Here is a 14,962-nt window from a genome sequence, read left to right on the forward strand (position 1 = left end):
TGTGTGGAGTCGAGGAGTGGCGCGGTGCGACGTAGGAGAGCCATAGCGGGAGCTGCCCCTTTCGGTATGACAGTGCCTGAGTATCTCTCTCCCTATCGGCCGTTTCCACTCCCCGCTCATCAAACCGAACAGGCGGATTTCCCGCATTCGGCTTCCGGACAAGGTTGGCGCAGGATTATGCCCACGGTAAGCTCCACGTACATCTCCCGAGGGAGATGAGGTCGAACTTGCCTTCGCTTTCCTCCTGCAACGTCATCTGGAGCTTCCCGAACACGCAAGGGAGGTTGTAGGCGTACCGCCACTCTCCGTTCTCGCTCCTTCCGACGTTTCCCTTGAACTAAGGCCCCTTCCCTCCCTCGGACTTTCTCCGAGCTCACAGGTAGTATGGGACCTATCCGACTCCCACCTGGTCCCGCTTCGGCCCCTCGCAGGGCAGCGGTCGGTCCGCTCGGGGCCAACCCGAGCTCCCCGGCCAGCTGGGCCTCCCGTGTTGATGCATCGTCCTTTGCCCGCATGCCCCTCGCCCAATACCCCCCGGCGGCTCTCCCCAGTGCACGTATTGGCTCTCCTTCCCAGGGAGACAACGGCCTTCGCTTCTCTCTCACGAGCTCGGCGTCCGCATTGCCGGTTTCGAGGCTTTGTTCAGCGTTCACTTTCCTTAGGGCCTGCTTGCTCGCTGACCCGCTTCCCGGGCCTTTTCCCCCAGAGGCTTCGACCGCTGGCGTTACCACCAGTAGCCGCTCCGAGTGCTTCCGGCTGGAGCAATAGTTGCCGGGTGGAGATCACTCCCTCCCCACTGGGCGATGCACCCTTTTCACGGCGCACAAGAAATGGCGGTTACCCTTCTTGGTTCCCTCCCCCGGAGGTAAGGCTCGCGACGAAGCACAAAAATCCTTCCGCCTGCTCGCGCAGGCGCTTGATCGAAGCCGGATCCTGGATCCTCGCGGCTTCTGCGAGCAGCAGGCCGACGTCCGGCAGCAAAACGGAATAGGGATAGGGGTGGGCCCTTCGGTAGAGCAGATGGTTCTGCATCTGCTCGACCGCCCGCAGACCGCCAAAGCGGCCGCGCGCCACGCCCACCAGGCAAATGGATTTGCCTTCCAAAGGGCTGGGGTGCGGAAGGAGATCGAAAAAGAGCTTCAGGATGCCGGGAAAGCTCCCGTTGTATTCCGGGAGAACGATCACGATGCCGCTTGCCGCTTCCAAAAGCGCCGCAAACCGGCTGACTGCCATGGGCCTGCTGGCGTAAGCGCGAGGGCTGCCCACCTCGTTCGGCAGGAGTCCTAGGTCGACCGGACGGGTCTCCTCTCCTAGTTCGGCATACAAACGGATCAGATGGGCGCCGACGAGCCTCGTCCGGCTTCCCAATCGATTCGTTCCGATCAGGATCGCAATCACGTCGCGATCATCGTGAGGGAGTTTTTTGCGGAAAGGCAAGCTCGCGCCAATCTCTCAAGGGCAAGCAGCAAAAAAACTTGTCGACAGACGACCGCACTGCTTTGTTGCCGTCAACCGAAAGGACCGCAACCATGCGTATCGGCGTCCCAAAGGAACGGAAACAAGGAGAAAATCGAGTTGCCCTCACCCCTGCCGGCGCTCACGCGCTCGTGCAGGCCGGTCACGCGGTAACGATCGAAACGGAAGCAGGGCTCTCGAGCGGCTTCTCCGATGGGGAGTATAAGCGGGCTGGGGCAAAAATGGGCGATTGGGAAAGCTGCTGGCTGTCCGAGCTCGTGGTAAAGGTCAAGGAACCGGTCGAGTCCGAGATCCCGTTTTTTCGGAACGGGCTGCTTCTCTTTTCCTACCTGCATCTAGCCGCCAACCGATCCCTGACGGAAGCCCTGGTCTCCCAAGGAGTCACCGCACTCGCTTACGAGACCTTGCAGCTCCCCGACGGGAGCCTGCCCCTGCTCATTCCCATGAGCGAGGTCGCGGGAAGGGTTGCCGTCCAAGCCGGAGCGCACTTCCTGGAAAATGCGCAAGGGGGGTCGGGGATCCTGCTTGGCGGAGTGCCCGGCGTCCCGCCCGGGCGCGTCATCATCGTCGGAGGCGGCACGGTGGGCACGCAGGCGGCACGGATCGCCGCGGGAATGGGAGCGGAAGTTCTCCTTTTCGATCATAACTCCGTTCGCCTGCGATTTCTCGACGACCTCTTTGGCGGCCGGATCCGCACCGCCGTGGTCACCCCGTACTACTTGGAAGAGGAACTCCAGCGGGCGGATCTAGTGATCGGAGCGGTTCTCGTACCCGGTGCTCGAGCGCCGAAAATTGTTTCCCGCGGAATGGTGCAGCAGATGAGACGTGGATCGGTCGTAATGGACATATCCATTGATCAAGGCGGCTGCATCGAGACGGTGACACATCCCACGACCCATGACGATCCGGTCTTCTCCGTGGACGGTATCCTCCACTACGCGGTGACCAACATTCCCGCAGCCGTCCCACGAACCTCCACCTTCGCGCTTACCAACGCGATCCTCCCGTGGATCCTCATCCTCGCTTCGGAAGGCGTAGCCGCCGCGAAAACCAATGCGGACCTCCGCTCCGCGATCAACACCATCGGCGGCGAAGTCAGCTGCCCAGGCGTCGCCGAGGCATTTAGCTGGAAGGCGATCGATCCGAAGATGATCCTTCGCTGATCCCGCGACGCAACCCGGCTTTACCGCTGCCGGTTCCACTCGTCGGTCGCGTAACGCTCCCGCTCAAGCTGTCGGGCGAGCCGAAACTCCTCCTCGGAAAGCCGCTCCTCAACGAGGTCGGCTGCCATCACTTCCGCGAACCCCTGAGGAAGAGCGGAAGCGATCCGAGAGGGATCGGCCGCCGTAGACCAGAGGATACTGCCCTGATGAAGAAGCCCTTCGCGGGTCCGCCGCTGGGCGCCACCGGCGACCTTCGCGCCTCCCGCCATCACATCGAAGCGGACCGGGCGGGCAAAGCATCGGGCAGAAGGTTCGGGTCCGCTCTCGGCGGCCAATTCGGCGGAAAACCCGAGCGAGAGCAGGGCCTGGCAAACAGCTGCATGGAAAAGCCGATACGCATCCAATGTCGAAAGTCGAGCTACGGGATGACTGCGCGGGACGATCACCGTGTAGGTCAGGTCGGCGGCGTGATCAACCAGCCCCCCCCCGGTCCAGCGGCGAACAAATGGCCGGTCACCCGGCACTTCCGCCCAACTCTGAAAGTAGCCGATGCTTACTGGTTTTCCCTCCCATTCGTAGATTCGAAGGACGGGAGTCGAAGAGGAACGGAGCAGCGCTTCGTCGACGGCCATGTTCCAAGCCCGTCCTCCCGGACCATGCCGCAGCAGCCGCCAGCGGCACCCCGTTCCGCCGGCCATCTGGACGAGCGGCTCCGTCATGCTCCTCATTTCTTTTCGCTCATGCGAAAGAGATCGCGCCACCCGCCATCCTTCTTATTGTCGCCGCCTTCTGCTAGATGGCGATCGAGGAAGTGCGCCGCTATGTTCCACGCCGCCTCCGCGCTGACCGGATCGAAGCTCGTACTGCGCGGATCAACAAAACTGCTTCCCGCGGGGAAGACATGCAAGTCGAAGGGCTTGTGCTCCTCCTCCACGATCTTGGTGAAGCGAAGGAGTTCCTCCTTTGGAATCGAAGGGTCACGGTCGCCGTAGAGCCCGCACACCGGAGCCTTGAGCTTCGCCAGCTTTCCACGATCGAGCTCGAGAGGACCGTAGAACAAGACTCCGGCGTCGATCCCCTTCTCGGTCAAAAGCAGTTCGAGCACAAAGCCCGCACCGATCTCCCAACCCATCAACGCCACCCGGTCCGTCCGGAATCGCGGGCTCTCCCGCACGAACCGGATGCCCGCTCGGATGACGCGGAAGGACGACTCTCCGCGAAGACTCCGTTCCAAGTCCGCGGCCATGCGCGTGTCAGTCGGCACCTGTCCGTTGAAGAGATCCACGGCGAGCGCGACGAATCCCTGGCGCGCCAATCGGTCGGCACAAAGCTTGATCCGATCATCCAAACCCCACATCCCGGGCACCAGCACGACCGCGCCAACCGGAGGGCTGTCGGGAATCGACAGATAGGCCACGTCGTCGGTCCCAAAATCGCTCAATCGAACCATCGCCCCACGAAGGGCAGGCTTGGCCGTTTCCACGACCGGTGGGGCCGGAGCCGCTGGGAGAGCGGCTGGGGGGAGAGAGGGGGATTCTCCCGCTCGATTCGTCGCTACCTCTGGACGCTCTGCTCCCTCCTGACCGAAAGCAACAATCAAGAAGAGGACGCTAACCGAGAAAAAAAAGGAGAGACCACGCACCATCAAGAGAGTCATGCAGGAACATGAACTATTTTAAGCATCCCACGATGTCGCTCTTGCACAAGTAAAAAGAGGAATCAGGGGAAGAGGCCTCGAAGCCTCTTGGCCTCCGCCACCCGCTCGATCCCGATCATCAGGGCGGCCATCCGCATGGAGCTCTTTTCCCTCCCCGCGCGCTTGAGAATCGTCGAAAGCGCTTGCTCGAGGATACGGTAGAGCGCGTCATACACCTCCCGCTCCGACCAGAAAAAGCTTTGCAGATCCTGCACCCACTCGAAATAGCTCGTAACGACCCCTCCGCTGTTGCAGAGAATGTCCGGCAAGAGAAAGACCTCGGGTCGCTCCGCCAACACCTTGTCCGCTTCGGGCGTCGTGGGGCCGTTGGCCCCTTCCGCCAGAATGCGGCATTGGATTTTTCCGGCAATCTCACCGGTGATCATCCGTTCCACGGCGGCCGGGATGAGTACATCGCACGGCTGAAGCAGAATCTCCCGGTCGTCGATCGGCTCGGCCTCGGGAAACCCTTGGACTCCTCCACGGCGAGCCACATGCTGCCGCAGCGCGGAGAGATCGATTCCGCCGGCACGATGAATTGCTCCGGTCCGGTCGGAAACGCCGATGACCCTCGATCCGGTCCGAACCAATTCAAGGGCGGCATGGGAGCCCACGTTGCCGAAACCTTGCACGATCACGCGCAGGGGCGAGCAAAGCTTGCAGATTTCGGCTGCCCGGTTGACCAGGAAGGCAACCCCCCTTCCCGTAGCTTCCCTCCGTCCGAGAGATCCGCCGATCGGGACCGGCTTTCCGGTGACGATCTCCGGCACGGCAAAGCCGGCATGGGTGGAGTAGGTATCCATCATCCAGGCCATGATCTGTTCGTCCGTTCCCAGGTCCGGGGCGGGAATATCCGATCGAGCACCGATAAAGGAGATGAGCTCTTGGGTATACCGCCGCGTCAATGCCTCGCACTCCCGCCGGCTCAACATCGCCGGATCGCAGGCGACGCCCCCTTTGGCGCCTCCGTAGGGAAGCTGCATCAGAGCACACTTCCAACTCATCCACATGGCAAGCGCTGCCACTTCTCCGAGGTCGACGCTGGGAGCATAGCGAATTCCCCCCTTGGTCGGCCCCAAGGAGAGATGGTGCTGGACCCGATACCCGCTGAAAACGTAAACCTCCCCAGAATCCATTCGGACGGGAATCGCCACGGTCACCAGGCGCTTCGGCCACTTCGTCCTCTCTCTCAAGTTCTGGGGAAGTTCGAGGAGATCGGCGGCCTGATCGAACTGCTGGCAGGCCATCGCAAAGGTGGGGTTATCCAGAAGAAAACGCATGCGCAGAGGCCATTTCCACTTACCGGGTCGATTCCGCCGGCGTCTTTCCCGGCCTTGCCCGCCGGATGCGGCGCGCATCAGGACGTAGGGAGAGAAAGTTCTCCAAAATCCGTTTCCCCTCCCGAGTCAAAATCGATTCAGGATGAAATTGCACGCCATGGATCGGCAGCGTGCGATGCTGCAGACCCATGATCTCGGCTTGGTCGCTTTCCGCCGTGACTATCAGGCATTCGGGAAGGCTCTCCCGCTCCACCAAAAGCGAGTGATATCGCGTTGCTTCGAATGGCGAGGGAATTCCGGAAAAGATTCCTTGGCCTCGATGGAGGATCGGTGAGGTCTTGCCGTGCATCAATCGGGAAGCGCGAACGACACGCCCACCGAAGACTTCCCCGATGCACTGATGCCCCAGGCAGACCCCGAGGATCGGAATCCGGGCCCCGAGCAACCGGATCACCTCACAGCAGATGCCCGCTTCCCTCGGGGTCTTCGGCCCTGGGGAAAGAACGATCCAATCCGGAGACAAGCGAGCAACGCCTTCGGCGTCGATGGCATCGTGGCGAAAGACGACGGGATCCTCGCCAAGCTCCCCGAAGTACTGGACGAGATTGTAGGTGAATGAATCGTAATTATCGATCACCAAGAGCATCTTTACCGCCATCCACGCTAACGGAGGGAGCCTGCCAGAGCAAGGGCCTTCAGCCCAGCCTTCGCTTTGCTTAGCGATTCGCGATATTCTCCCCACGGGGTAGAGTCGGCCACAAGGCCCCCTCCCGCCTGAAGGAATGCTTTCCCTTCCCGGAGGAGGACGGTCCGGATCGCAATGCACGAGTCGAGAGTCCCCGAAAACCCGAAATAGCCGACCACGCCCGCATAGGGTCCGCGCTCGGTAGGCTCGAGTTCCGCGATGATCTGCATCGCCCGGACTTTCGGCGCGCCCGTGACGGTCCCGGCTGGAAAGGTGGCACGAAGCACGTCGAAGGAATTCTTTCCCGGCTGCAACTGGCCTTCCACGCTGGAAACGATATGCAGAACATGGCTGTACTTCTCCACGACGAGAAAATCGGCCACATGAACAGAATCATAAGAGCAGACGCGGCCCAAGTCATTGCGCGCCAGATCTAAGAGCATCACATGCTCGGCCCGCTCCTTGGGATCGGCCAGGAGATCTTCGATGACAGCATGCTCCTGACGCGGATCCTCCGGTCGAGGGCGGGTTCCTGCAATCGGTCGCATGAGAGCCTTTCCTTCCAGGCAACGAACATGGATTTCCGGAGAAGAGCCGACGAGGGAAAACTCCCCTAGACGCAGGCAAAACATGTAGGGAGAGGGATTCACCAAGCGCAGCGCCCGATAGAGATCCAGAGGATCCCCGGCAAATGGAACCTCGAGTCGCTGCGAAGGAACGACCTGAAAAACATCTCCCGCGCGAATATACTCGGCCATCCTCTCCGCCATCCGGACATACTCCTCCGGCTTCAGGTTGGCCGTGAAAGAGAGATCCGCCACCGACTCCGGACGAAGGAGCGAAGGCCGCTGAACCCCGTGGCTGAGTGCGCCTTGCATCCAATCCAGACGCCCGACTGCTTCGGCATAGGCCGCCTCGGGATCCTCCTTGACCCACGCATAGGCGATGAGCTTGATCCTCCGCTCCTGGTGATCGAAGACCATCACCGTATCCGTCAGGAGAAAGAGGAGATCCGGCGTGCCAAGGTCGGCGCGCCGAGCCCGAGGGACGGTGGGTTCGAAGTAGGTTGCCCCCTCATACCCGAGGAATCCCACGGCTCCTCCGCTAAAGGGAGGCAGCGCTTCGAGGCAGACGGGTTGAAACCGGCCCATCACCCGCTCGAGCTCACGCAACGGGTCGTCCCGGCAATCCGCCTCTTCGGTCCGCCCCCCCCGGTGATCGATGCGCATCCGCCCTGCCCGTACCGTCAGCACAAGGAGTGGATCGACTCCAAGAAAGGAGTAGCGACCAAAGCGCCCTCCTTCCGCCGATTCCAGGAGGAAACCGAACGCGCGGTCTGCGCCGAGCTTGGCGAAGGCCGAAACCGGTGTATCGAGATCGGCAACGATCTCCCGGTAGACGGGAATGAGATTGCCCCTCTTCGCTAAATCGAGGAACAGCTTCCTATCCGGTTTGATCACCGGCCAACGCTACCCACGCGCGTTCCAAAGCACAAGGCTCGCGATCCTGCGGCCCGCCCTATTTTTTGAGGACGAAGTTCACCGGGACATCCGCATTGATCGGCACCGCAACCGGCCCCATTCGGGCGGGGCGGAACCTCCAGTGGCGAACCGCATTGAGCGCCGACTCGTCAAGCTCGCTGTAGCCGGAACTGTGGAGAAGGTCGACCGACTCGGCCCTCCCGTCCGCGGTGACATGGACCCGCAGGACCACTCGTCCCTGATGACCTGCCGCTTTTGCGGATGCCGGGTACGAAGGAGGAGGATTCCGTAAATAATCGGGAACGGCCATCTGGACTCCCTTGGAAGGCACCCCAGGGACACCGGGCGCCGCCGAGGACTTCCGTGCTACCGGCCGCGGCTTGAGGACAGGCGGCTTAGGAGGAGCCGGCTTCACTTCCGGAGTGGGAAGGGCCATTTCCTCCGGAGGAGGGGGAGGGGGCGGAGTAGGCTCCTGCGGGGGAGGCTCAGGCGCTGGCGGCTCAGGGGACGGAGGCTCGGCAAGATCGACTTCCGTCGAGGCATTCCCCGCCTGCATCCCATACTCCATCCGCTGGATGAAGAAGAAGCCCGCCGCAAACAGGAGCGTGGCGTGGAAAAGTACGGAAAAGAGATAGCCGAACCAGTCATTTCTTTCCATTGTTCGCCACCTCCCCTGCACCATGTTGTTGTGGCTGGATCGGTGACTGCACCGCTTGACCGGATGGAGACGGAGCAACCGGTTGCCCACTGGGCTTCGGCTTGGTCGTCTGGATCGCGATCCGGCTGATTCCGAGCTTGCGCCCCTCGTCGATCACCTGGATCACGCGCTCGAAAGGAGCGTCGGATTCCCCAGTGACGAAAATCTTGGGGTCGGGATTCGCGGCTTTCAGCGCCGCGAGCTTCTGGCCGATCCCCGCAGCGGGCACCTTGTCCTGTCCGATCGAATAATCCCCGTTGGCCAACACCGTCACGATCATCTGGTCGTTGGGGTTCTGGACCACCGTGGTCGTTCCTTGGGGCAGACGAATCGAGATGGCCTCATTCTTGGTCATCGAAAGCGAGACGATCATGAAGGTGGCCAAGAGAAAGAACATCACGTCGATGAACGGGATGATCTCAAGCCTCGGCCGATGGCGATCCTGCAGAACAACGCGCATGGAACAATTTCTCCCTCGGAAGCGCCTCCCTAGACAACCCGATCGAGCATCAGGGCCCCTTCCCGGCTCTTTCGAGCCAGGAGCATCTCCAGCCGCGTCGCGGAGGCTTCGACCTCCCTACGGACACGCTCCGCCCGAGCATTGAGGAAGTTAAGCGGCACGATCGCCGCGATCGCCACCCCCAAGCCAAAGCAGACCGCCAGGAGCGATTCGGCAACCCCGCCAGTGATCGCCGCCTGTTTTCCGGCAAGCTCTCCGCCCCCCACGAGGCTGAATGCCCGCATCATTCCGGTGACGGTACCCAAAAGACCGAGCAGCGGCCCGAGCGTGACCGCCGTGTCGAGCACCACGAGCCCCCGGTGGCACTGGTGGAGCACCGCACTCGCCCCTTCGGATAGAGCTTCGGTCAGCGAGCTGTCGCGATGACGCAAGCCTTCTGCCAACACCTGGGCAACCCTGTCCTTGGACCGACTCGCCACGGAGACGGCCTCGTCAAGAGCGCCTCGTTCCACGGAGTCGAATATGGCGCGCACCGATTTTGGATCCTTTTGGGTGCTCGCCTGAAAAACAAATAGGCCCCTCTCCACCAGAACGACCGCCGTGATTACGGCAAGGACCGCGATCGGCCACATGATCGGTCCACCCTTAAGGAAAAGCTCTATCAACATGTTCGACTCCTTGCTTGCGTCCCTCGGCTACTGCAGGACTGTGCGCGTTCGGCTATCGGTGCTGCTCGCCGCTTTTGCGCTGAGGATCATCTTGCCAATGAAATAACGAAATATCTTCTGTGAATAAACCTACTATGGGAGAGACGAGAATCCTTGTTACAATTTCGTGACATTTTTTTCCGGTCGCAATCCCTTCCGGGCCTGTGCGTTGCCGATCGCTAATCGAAGCGTCGCGATGTAAATTCCTCTCTTTGGCCCCATCGATCGGATCCGGAAGCATCTTTTGGGGACGGTCCGCTTGTGCTAAAAGCCGAGAGGCGGCCGGGCGCCTCTGGCCGCCGCGACTCATGACCCTACAGATCGTTTGCACCGACTTCGACGGCACGCTGCTTCCGATTTCGGAGGAAGGCGGCCGCTCTGTTTCTCCCGAATTTTTTGCTCGCCTCCATCAGCTTCGGAAGCAAAGAGGGGTCGCCTGGGTGATCAATACCGGGCGACCTTGGGAAAGTCTGCGGCGCGAGATCGAGCGGCAGCGCTTCCCGTGCTGGCCGGACTGGGTCGTGCTCGGCGAGCGGGAGGTTTATCGGATCGCCCGCCATCTTCCCATTCCCCACCGATCCTGGAACCAACGGTGCTCGGATCTCCACCAAGAGCTTTTTTCGGCCACGGCCCCTCTTTGGGAGGGGATGCGCGACTTTCTCAAGCACCGGACGAGGGCCGTCTACCAGAGCGGTGAATGGTCGCCCTTGGAGATTTTGGCCTCGGATGCGGCGGAAGCTGACCGGATCCATGAGAAGATCCGCGAATGGATCGCTCCCTTTCCGGAAATCTCCCTCCAGCGCAACTGCGAGGGCTTTCGCTTTTCCCATCGAGAGATCCATAAAGGCAGCGCTCTGGAAGCCGTGCAAAAGGAGATCGGCCTGGATGCCTCCGCCACCCTGGCCGCAGGCGATCATCACAACGATCTACCCATGCTCGATCTCCGCTACGCCGCCTTCTTGACCTGTCCCGTCAACGCCATTCCCGCGGTCAAGGATCGGGTGCGGAGTCAGGGCGGGTTTCTCTCGAGCCTTCCGGCTTCGGAGGGGATCGCCGAGGCGCTCGCCCAGTTCGCCTCGTGAAAAGGCATCCGCTTCACTCCCCTTTGCGGGCCAAGCAGTCTCGATAGACCGCCGCCGTCTTCTCGGCAGCCGCTTCCCACGAATAGGCCCTGGCCACCTGCGCCGCCTGAGAGGCGAGCTTTTCCCTCGCAGCAGGGTTTCGGATCCACTCCTCCATCGCCTCGCTCGCCCCGAGGAAATCCATCGGATCCTCGATCAGGCTCCCAGCATCTTGGGGAAGAATCTCCCGAGCAGGAACCCGCCCACTCAGGATGACCGGCAACCCGGAAGCCAGAGCCTCCAGAACCACGGTCCCGAAACTTTCGAAGCGGGAAAGCAGCACCAGGAAGTCCGAGGCCTTGAAATAGGCCTCTCTCCCCTCGGCGACCTCCCCAAGAAAGGCGACATCCGTTACAGCCAAGCCCAGGCCCACAATCACCGAAAGCCATCTTGCCCTTTCCCGGTCGTTCCCCATCACCAGGAGCCTGACCGGACAGCTCTTCCCTCGGAGAATCCGAATCGCGCGCAACGCGGTTCCCAAGCCCTTGTGATCCCAGTAGTTTCCCACGAAGAGGCCGACTGGATCCGAGACATTCCATCCAAAGCGGTCAGCGAGCTCCGCTCGGCCTGCCCCACGTTCGTTCGGGCTCGGAGGAGTAAACCGCTGGAGATCAACCCCTGGGTAGACCGTCTCCACCTCGACCGGCCGTCCGGCCAGCTCGGGGTACTCCGCCATCAACCACCGCGCCGATTGATTCGAGTTCGCCAGGATGCACTGGAGCCGATTGGAAAGGAGCAGGCGTCTTTCGATGCGACGATCGACCTCGGTTCGCAATTGCACCCCTCGCTTCCCTTGGACTTTTGGCCAGAGGGCGACGGGAGCCCCGAAGGTGACGACGTCGGCCGCATCGAGCAATTCCTGGGTGTGGACCAGGTCGAAACCTTCCACGGCCGCCACCTTCCGGACCGAAAGAGAGAGAGAGAACTTCTGGAGGGATCGCGGCCATTTTCGGAAGTCGATGCGATGGAATGCAATCTTGCCGGTCCTGTCTTTCCAGCGATGGGCCAGGACGTGGACATCAAATTCCCCCGATTCCGCCAGCCGATCGGTCACCTCGCTCGCAAAGAGCTCAGCGCCTCCCGATTCCCCGTAAAAGAGGCTGACGACGGCGATTCGAGATCGCTTCATCTTAGTAGCGAGTCCCGGTCTTGCGCTAACTCATGGAGGAGGGCTTCGTTGCCCAGACGATGCATGTTCTGCCCACAAGGAGCGGCACCGAATTGACTGCCTTTACATGCGGCTGGTTCCCGGCATCGATGGTGTGATGACGCCGCACCTCGCGAGAATAGGCGGCTTCCCCAAGAAGCCGCACCGGAAGATAGAGAAGGACCAGAGAGAGGAGAGAAGAGCGCTGCCAGCGGTCGACCGTGACGCCGATCTCCGTGAATCCTGCTTCCTCCAGGGCGTGGGCGAGGTAAAAATAGTGTACGGGCGTGACATGTCCATCGGTATCGACGCGAATCCTCCGGGAGAAGGAGAGCGGCCCAAAGAGGTTCCAAAAACCGAACCAGAGGAACCGGAGCCGCGACTTGAGGTTGAGAATGTTCGGGCTCGACAGGACGAGGATTCCTCCCGGCCGGAGCACCCGAAAGATCTCTCGAAGAAGCCGGCGATAGTCATCGAGATGCTCGACAACCTCGGTGCAGCTCACCGCGTCGAAAAAGCCGCTTTCGTAGGGTAGGGGATCCCGGTTCAGATCGGCCACGTCGACCGTTTGCCCCGGGAGCTTCATCCACTCGGAAGTATAGTCGCAGCCGAAGCTCGATCCTTTCCACCCGGCACGTACCCGCCGAATGAGCTCTCCGGAGCCGCTCCCCACATCCAGGTGGCGCCCATCCGGAGGGAGGTGGGATCGCAGCAAGGGGAGCACCGCCCGATAGATCGCCTCCGTGCTCATCCCGATCGCCCCACGCCTTTTCTTGCCAGCACGATCAGGGTGCTTCCGCCGAAGAGCACGGGAGCCGACTCCGTTTCTCTCCAACAATACTTCTCTCTCCTCGCCCGGCTCTGGAGTCTACCGAAGCCCCAGAGGAGCAGACCCAGGGGCCCCAGGAAGAGGAGCTGCCTCCACTTGATCTTGTCGCGGAAAAGCCCGAGCAGGGAAAACCCGTTCCAATCGAGCAACTGGCGGATCTCCACCCAAGTCATGAGATTCTGATGATCGAAGCCGCTTCCCTTTTCGGCAAAGTCGCTAGCCGAAATATAGCGATAAAAGGCTCCTCGAACCAAGAAGTTCAACCGTTCTTCCAGGTTGCAGATGTTCGGGGTCGACAGAAGAAAATAGGCTCCCGGGCGGCAGACACGTGCGACTTCCCGGACAAATTGGAACGGATTTTCCAGATGCTCGATGCCTTCGAGCGAAAGCACCAGGTCGAAGAACTGCTCTGGAAAGGGCAGGATTCCATTGAGGTCAGCCCGCTGCCGCTGAATGGACGGATCGAGCCCGTCGGATTGCGCCAAATCGAGATCGGCGCCCCAAACGGCAAATCCCTCGCGCTGCAACTGGCTGGCCATCGCCCCAGGTCCAAGGGGTACATCGAGCACACGCGCGCAGCTCGGCAACGCTAAGCGGCGTAACAATTTACGCACCTCCCGGTGAATCTCCGGTCGTGCCCGAGGCGCTAGCGCCCTTCCCTGCTGCTGGTCTCCCGTACTAGCCGCCATTTCTCACAAATTTCGTAGCCGAGGCGCCGCAAATGGGCTTGGATGCGAGGCGCGGCGCCGGTTTTCCACCGGAGCTGTATGAAGACATAGTGCAAGGATGGAAAACCAAGCGTAACGAAGCAGACAAGCCCATTGTGCAAGCCGTAGGAGAAAGCTTGGGAGAAATGGCGGCTATCCATCGGGAAGATCACCGCTGCTTTTCTTTCCGACCGCTTCCCATTCCGCGCGGATTTTGGGAAGACACTGCGGAAATCGCTCGCGGATAAAAGCGATCATCTGCTCCCGAACCGCACAACGCAGACCCCAGGCTTTCGAGGAGTCCTGCGCGCTCACCAGCAGGCGAACTTCCATGGTTCGCTCGGTCGCCTGGGTGACCTGCGTGGCCGCCACGCGCCCGTCCCACAGAGGATTCTTCCGGCAGATTTCCAGGAGATATGTCCGCATCTCCTCCACCGGCATCGTGTAGTCGACGTGGACATGCACGATCCCCAAGAGATCGCTCGCGTGTCGAGTCCAGTTCTGAAAAGGATGCTCGATCAAATAGGTGATCGGGAGAACCAGGCGGACCTGATTCCAGACGGCGACCACAACGTAGGTCAGGGTGATCTCCTCGATCGTCCCCCACTCTCCCTCGACAACCACGATGTCCCCTAGGCGCACTGGTTGGGCCATAGCGATCTGCAACCCGGCGAAGATGTTGCCGATCGTCTTCTGCGCGGCCAGGCCGCCGATCATGCCGAGGATGCCGGCGGAGGCAAGCAGGCTCGCGCCCACGTGGCGGACCTCGGAAAAGAGCATCAGAACCGCGGAGAACGTTAACAGCCCGATCACGAAGCAGAGCACCCGAGTCGCCATCTTCACTTGGGTATGAAGCTTCCGGGAGCGTAAACTCGCGGCCGGATCCGAGCTGTTCAGTGGGTGGCTGCGCAGCATCGTGTCGCCCACCGCCGCCACGCTATTCCCGGCCGCGAGGCCGATCAAACCGATGGCATAAATGGCCAAAACTTTATGAAGCACGGCCCGATAGACGTCGGAAAGGGGGAAGCTTTCCAGGGCGATCAATCCGATTGCGGGAGCAAGGAAATGGGCAAAACGGACGAGCCTGGGGAAGAGCACGACGGCCCACTGCCCGCGGCCAATGCCGGTTTTCCGACGAAGCCAACTCAAGCCGACCGCCATAAACCGAGCGAGAAACCACCAGAACGCCAAGGCCCAAACCGCCTCCACCCCGACCACGATCGACAGGCGAGGCAGCCCCCCCCCCGCCATAGTGGCGGAGATAGTTGGATATCGCTAAAACGGTCATGACGACCGCGCTCCCCCATAGGCCCACTTGAACCGGGGGAAGCAGGGAGCTTAGGATTCCGTCCCGCCACCCCTCCGGCTCGCTCGGCGTCCGCCAGCGAATCGGCTTCCGATGCCAGAGGCCGACCAATTTTGGCAGGAGCGCGCCCAGAACCAGAAGCGCCAAGGCGACGGATACCTCTCCCAGAGGCAGTTCTTCCAATCGATAAGACCAAGAATAGACTAC

The 14,962-nt window shown here is 61.2% G+C and carries 15 protein-coding genes; 2 read left to right on the forward strand and 13 right to left on the reverse strand.

Features of this window, described 5'->3' with window-relative positions; all coding sequences use genetic code 11:
- Positions 1 to 837 precede the first annotated feature (837 nt).
- Complete coding sequence (locus A37A_RS0104685) at positions 838 to 1,398, reverse strand: NADPH-dependent FMN reductase (protein ID WP_018290373.1); 561 nt, start codon at positions 1,396 to 1,398, stop codon at positions 838 to 840.
- A gap of 131 nt (positions 1,399 to 1,529) precedes the next feature.
- On the opposite strand from A37A_RS0104685, the gene ald reads away from it, so the two are divergent.
- Positions 1,530 to 2,639 carry an alanine dehydrogenase gene (ald, locus tag A37A_RS0104690; RefSeq protein ID WP_018290375.1) on the forward strand — a complete coding sequence of 370 codons (1,110 nt, stop codon included), beginning with the start codon at positions 1,530 to 1,532 and terminating at the stop codon, positions 2,637 to 2,639.
- A 20-nt stretch (positions 2,640 to 2,659) separates the two neighbouring features.
- Here ald and A37A_RS0104695 read toward each other — a convergent pair whose 3' ends face one another.
- The 8 genes from A37A_RS0104695 to A37A_RS0104730 form a co-directional block, all read right to left on the reverse strand.
- Entirely contained in the window at positions 2,660 to 3,358 is a 699-nt protein-coding gene (locus A37A_RS0104695; RefSeq protein ID WP_196799500.1) for a biotin/lipoate A/B protein ligase family protein, read from the reverse strand.
- Positions 3,359 to 3,363: 5 nt separating this feature from the next.
- Positions 3,364 to 4,296: a dienelactone hydrolase family protein gene (locus tag A37A_RS0104700; protein WP_018290377.1), complete on the reverse strand. Its 933-nt coding sequence runs from the start codon at positions 4,294 to 4,296 to the stop codon at positions 3,364 to 3,366.
- A 62-nt stretch (positions 4,297 to 4,358) separates the two neighbouring features.
- On the reverse strand, positions 4,359 to 5,615 hold the full coding sequence (locus A37A_RS0104705) for a Glu/Leu/Phe/Val dehydrogenase (protein ID WP_018290378.1): 1,257 nt from the start codon (positions 5,613 to 5,615) through the stop codon (positions 4,359 to 4,361).
- Between the two features lie 19 nt (positions 5,616 to 5,634).
- Positions 5,635 to 6,261, reverse strand: a complete 627-nt coding sequence (locus tag A37A_RS0104710) for an aminodeoxychorismate/anthranilate synthase component II (protein WP_051076273.1) — start codon at positions 6,259 to 6,261, stop codon at positions 5,635 to 5,637.
- 17 nt (positions 6,262 to 6,278) lie between these two features.
- Positions 6,279 to 7,760: an anthranilate synthase component I gene (locus tag A37A_RS0104715; RefSeq protein ID WP_018290380.1), complete on the reverse strand. Its 1,482-nt coding sequence runs from the start codon at positions 7,758 to 7,760 to the stop codon at positions 6,279 to 6,281.
- Between the two features lie 58 nt (positions 7,761 to 7,818).
- Positions 7,819 to 8,439: an energy transducer TonB gene (locus A37A_RS15840; protein WP_018290381.1), complete on the reverse strand. Its 621-nt coding sequence runs from the start codon at positions 8,437 to 8,439 to the stop codon at positions 7,819 to 7,821.
- Entirely contained in the window at positions 8,426 to 8,938 is a 513-nt protein-coding gene (locus A37A_RS15845; RefSeq protein WP_018290382.1) for a biopolymer transporter ExbD, read from the reverse strand. The genes A37A_RS15840 and A37A_RS15845 overlap by 14 nt, the downstream gene beginning before the upstream one ends.
- Before the next feature lie 29 nt (positions 8,939 to 8,967).
- The gene (locus tag A37A_RS0104730; RefSeq protein WP_020494022.1) at positions 8,968 to 9,606 is read right to left on the reverse strand and encodes a MotA/TolQ/ExbB proton channel family protein; all 639 of its coding nucleotides are present in this window, start codon (positions 9,604 to 9,606) and stop codon (positions 8,968 to 8,970) included.
- A gap of 347 nt (positions 9,607 to 9,953) precedes the next feature.
- On the opposite strand from A37A_RS0104730, the gene A37A_RS15850 reads away from it, so the two are divergent.
- The gene (locus tag A37A_RS15850; RefSeq protein ID WP_020494025.1) at positions 9,954 to 10,727 is read left to right on the forward strand and encodes an HAD family hydrolase; all 774 of its coding nucleotides are present in this window, start codon (positions 9,954 to 9,956) and stop codon (positions 10,725 to 10,727) included.
- A gap of 13 nt (positions 10,728 to 10,740) precedes the next feature.
- Here the strand turns inward: A37A_RS15850 and A37A_RS0104745 are convergent, their stop codons facing one another.
- The 4 genes from A37A_RS0104745 to A37A_RS15855 all read right to left on the reverse strand — a co-directional run bounded on the left by A37A_RS0104745 (position 10,741) and on the right by A37A_RS15855 (position 14,700).
- Positions 10,741 to 11,895, reverse strand: a complete 1,155-nt coding sequence (locus A37A_RS0104745) for a glycosyltransferase family 4 protein (protein WP_018290385.1) — start codon at positions 11,893 to 11,895, stop codon at positions 10,741 to 10,743.
- A 25-nt stretch (positions 11,896 to 11,920) separates the two neighbouring features.
- Positions 11,921 to 12,664, reverse strand: a complete 744-nt coding sequence (locus tag A37A_RS0104750) for a bifunctional 2-polyprenyl-6-hydroxyphenol methylase/3-demethylubiquinol 3-O-methyltransferase UbiG (RefSeq protein ID WP_018290386.1) — start codon at positions 12,662 to 12,664, stop codon at positions 11,921 to 11,923.
- Positions 12,661 to 13,431: a bifunctional 2-polyprenyl-6-hydroxyphenol methylase/3-demethylubiquinol 3-O-methyltransferase UbiG gene (locus A37A_RS0104755; protein ID WP_051076245.1), complete on the reverse strand. Its 771-nt coding sequence runs from the start codon at positions 13,429 to 13,431 to the stop codon at positions 12,661 to 12,663. Before A37A_RS0104755 ends, A37A_RS0104750 begins: the two co-directional genes overlap by 4 nt.
- Before the next feature lie 171 nt (positions 13,432 to 13,602).
- On the reverse strand, positions 13,603 to 14,700 hold the full coding sequence (locus tag A37A_RS15855) for a mechanosensitive ion channel family protein (RefSeq protein WP_018290389.1): 1,098 nt from the start codon (positions 14,698 to 14,700) through the stop codon (positions 13,603 to 13,605).
- Positions 14,701 to 14,962: the final 262 nt, after the last annotated feature.

Origin of the sequence: Verrucomicrobium sp. 3C (assembly GCF_000379365.1) — a bacterium.
In the GTDB taxonomy this organism is placed as follows: domain Bacteria; phylum Verrucomicrobiota; class Verrucomicrobiia; order Methylacidiphilales; family Methylacidiphilaceae; genus Methylacidimicrobium.

Excerpts from the sequence above, each read along its gene's own strand:
- ald (WP_018290375.1), top strand. The coding sequence starts at position 1,530 with ATGCGTATCGGCGTCCCAAAGGAACGGAAACAAGGAGAAAATCGAGTT.
- A37A_RS0104695 (WP_196799500.1), bottom strand. The coding sequence starts at position 3,358 with ATGACGGAGCCGCTCGTCCAGATGGCCGGCGGAACGGGGTGCCGCTGG.
- A37A_RS0104700 (WP_018290377.1), bottom strand. The coding sequence starts at position 4,296 with ATGACTCTCTTGATGGTGCGTGGTCTCTCCTTTTTTTTCTCGGTTAGC.
- A37A_RS0104705 (WP_018290378.1), bottom strand. The coding sequence starts at position 5,615 with ATGCGTTTTCTTCTGGATAACCCCACCTTTGCGATGGCCTGCCAGCAG.
- A37A_RS0104710 (WP_051076273.1), bottom strand. The coding sequence starts at position 6,261 with ATGCTCTTGGTGATCGATAATTACGATTCATTCACCTACAATCTCGTC.
- A37A_RS15840 (WP_018290381.1), bottom strand. The coding sequence starts at position 8,439 with ATGGAAAGAAATGACTGGTTCGGCTATCTCTTTTCCGTACTTTTCCAC.
- A37A_RS15845 (WP_018290382.1), bottom strand. The coding sequence starts at position 8,938 with ATGCGCGTTGTTCTGCAGGATCGCCATCGGCCGAGGCTTGAGATCATC.
- A37A_RS0104730 (WP_020494022.1), bottom strand. The coding sequence starts at position 9,606 with ATGTTGATAGAGCTTTTCCTTAAGGGTGGACCGATCATGTGGCCGATC.
- A37A_RS15850 (WP_020494025.1), top strand. The coding sequence starts at position 9,954 with ATGACCCTACAGATCGTTTGCACCGACTTCGACGGCACGCTGCTTCCG.
- A37A_RS0104745 (WP_018290385.1), bottom strand. The coding sequence starts at position 11,895 with ATGAAGCGATCTCGAATCGCCGTCGTCAGCCTCTTTTACGGGGAATCG.
- A37A_RS0104750 (WP_018290386.1), bottom strand. The coding sequence starts at position 12,664 with ATGAGCACGGAGGCGATCTATCGGGCGGTGCTCCCCTTGCTGCGATCC.
- A37A_RS0104755 (WP_051076245.1), bottom strand. The coding sequence starts at position 13,431 with ATGGCGGCTAGTACGGGAGACCAGCAGCAGGGAAGGGCGCTAGCGCCT.
- A37A_RS15855 (WP_018290389.1), bottom strand. The coding sequence starts at position 14,700 with ATGGCGGGGGGGGGGCTGCCTCGCCTGTCGATCGTGGTCGGGGTGGAG.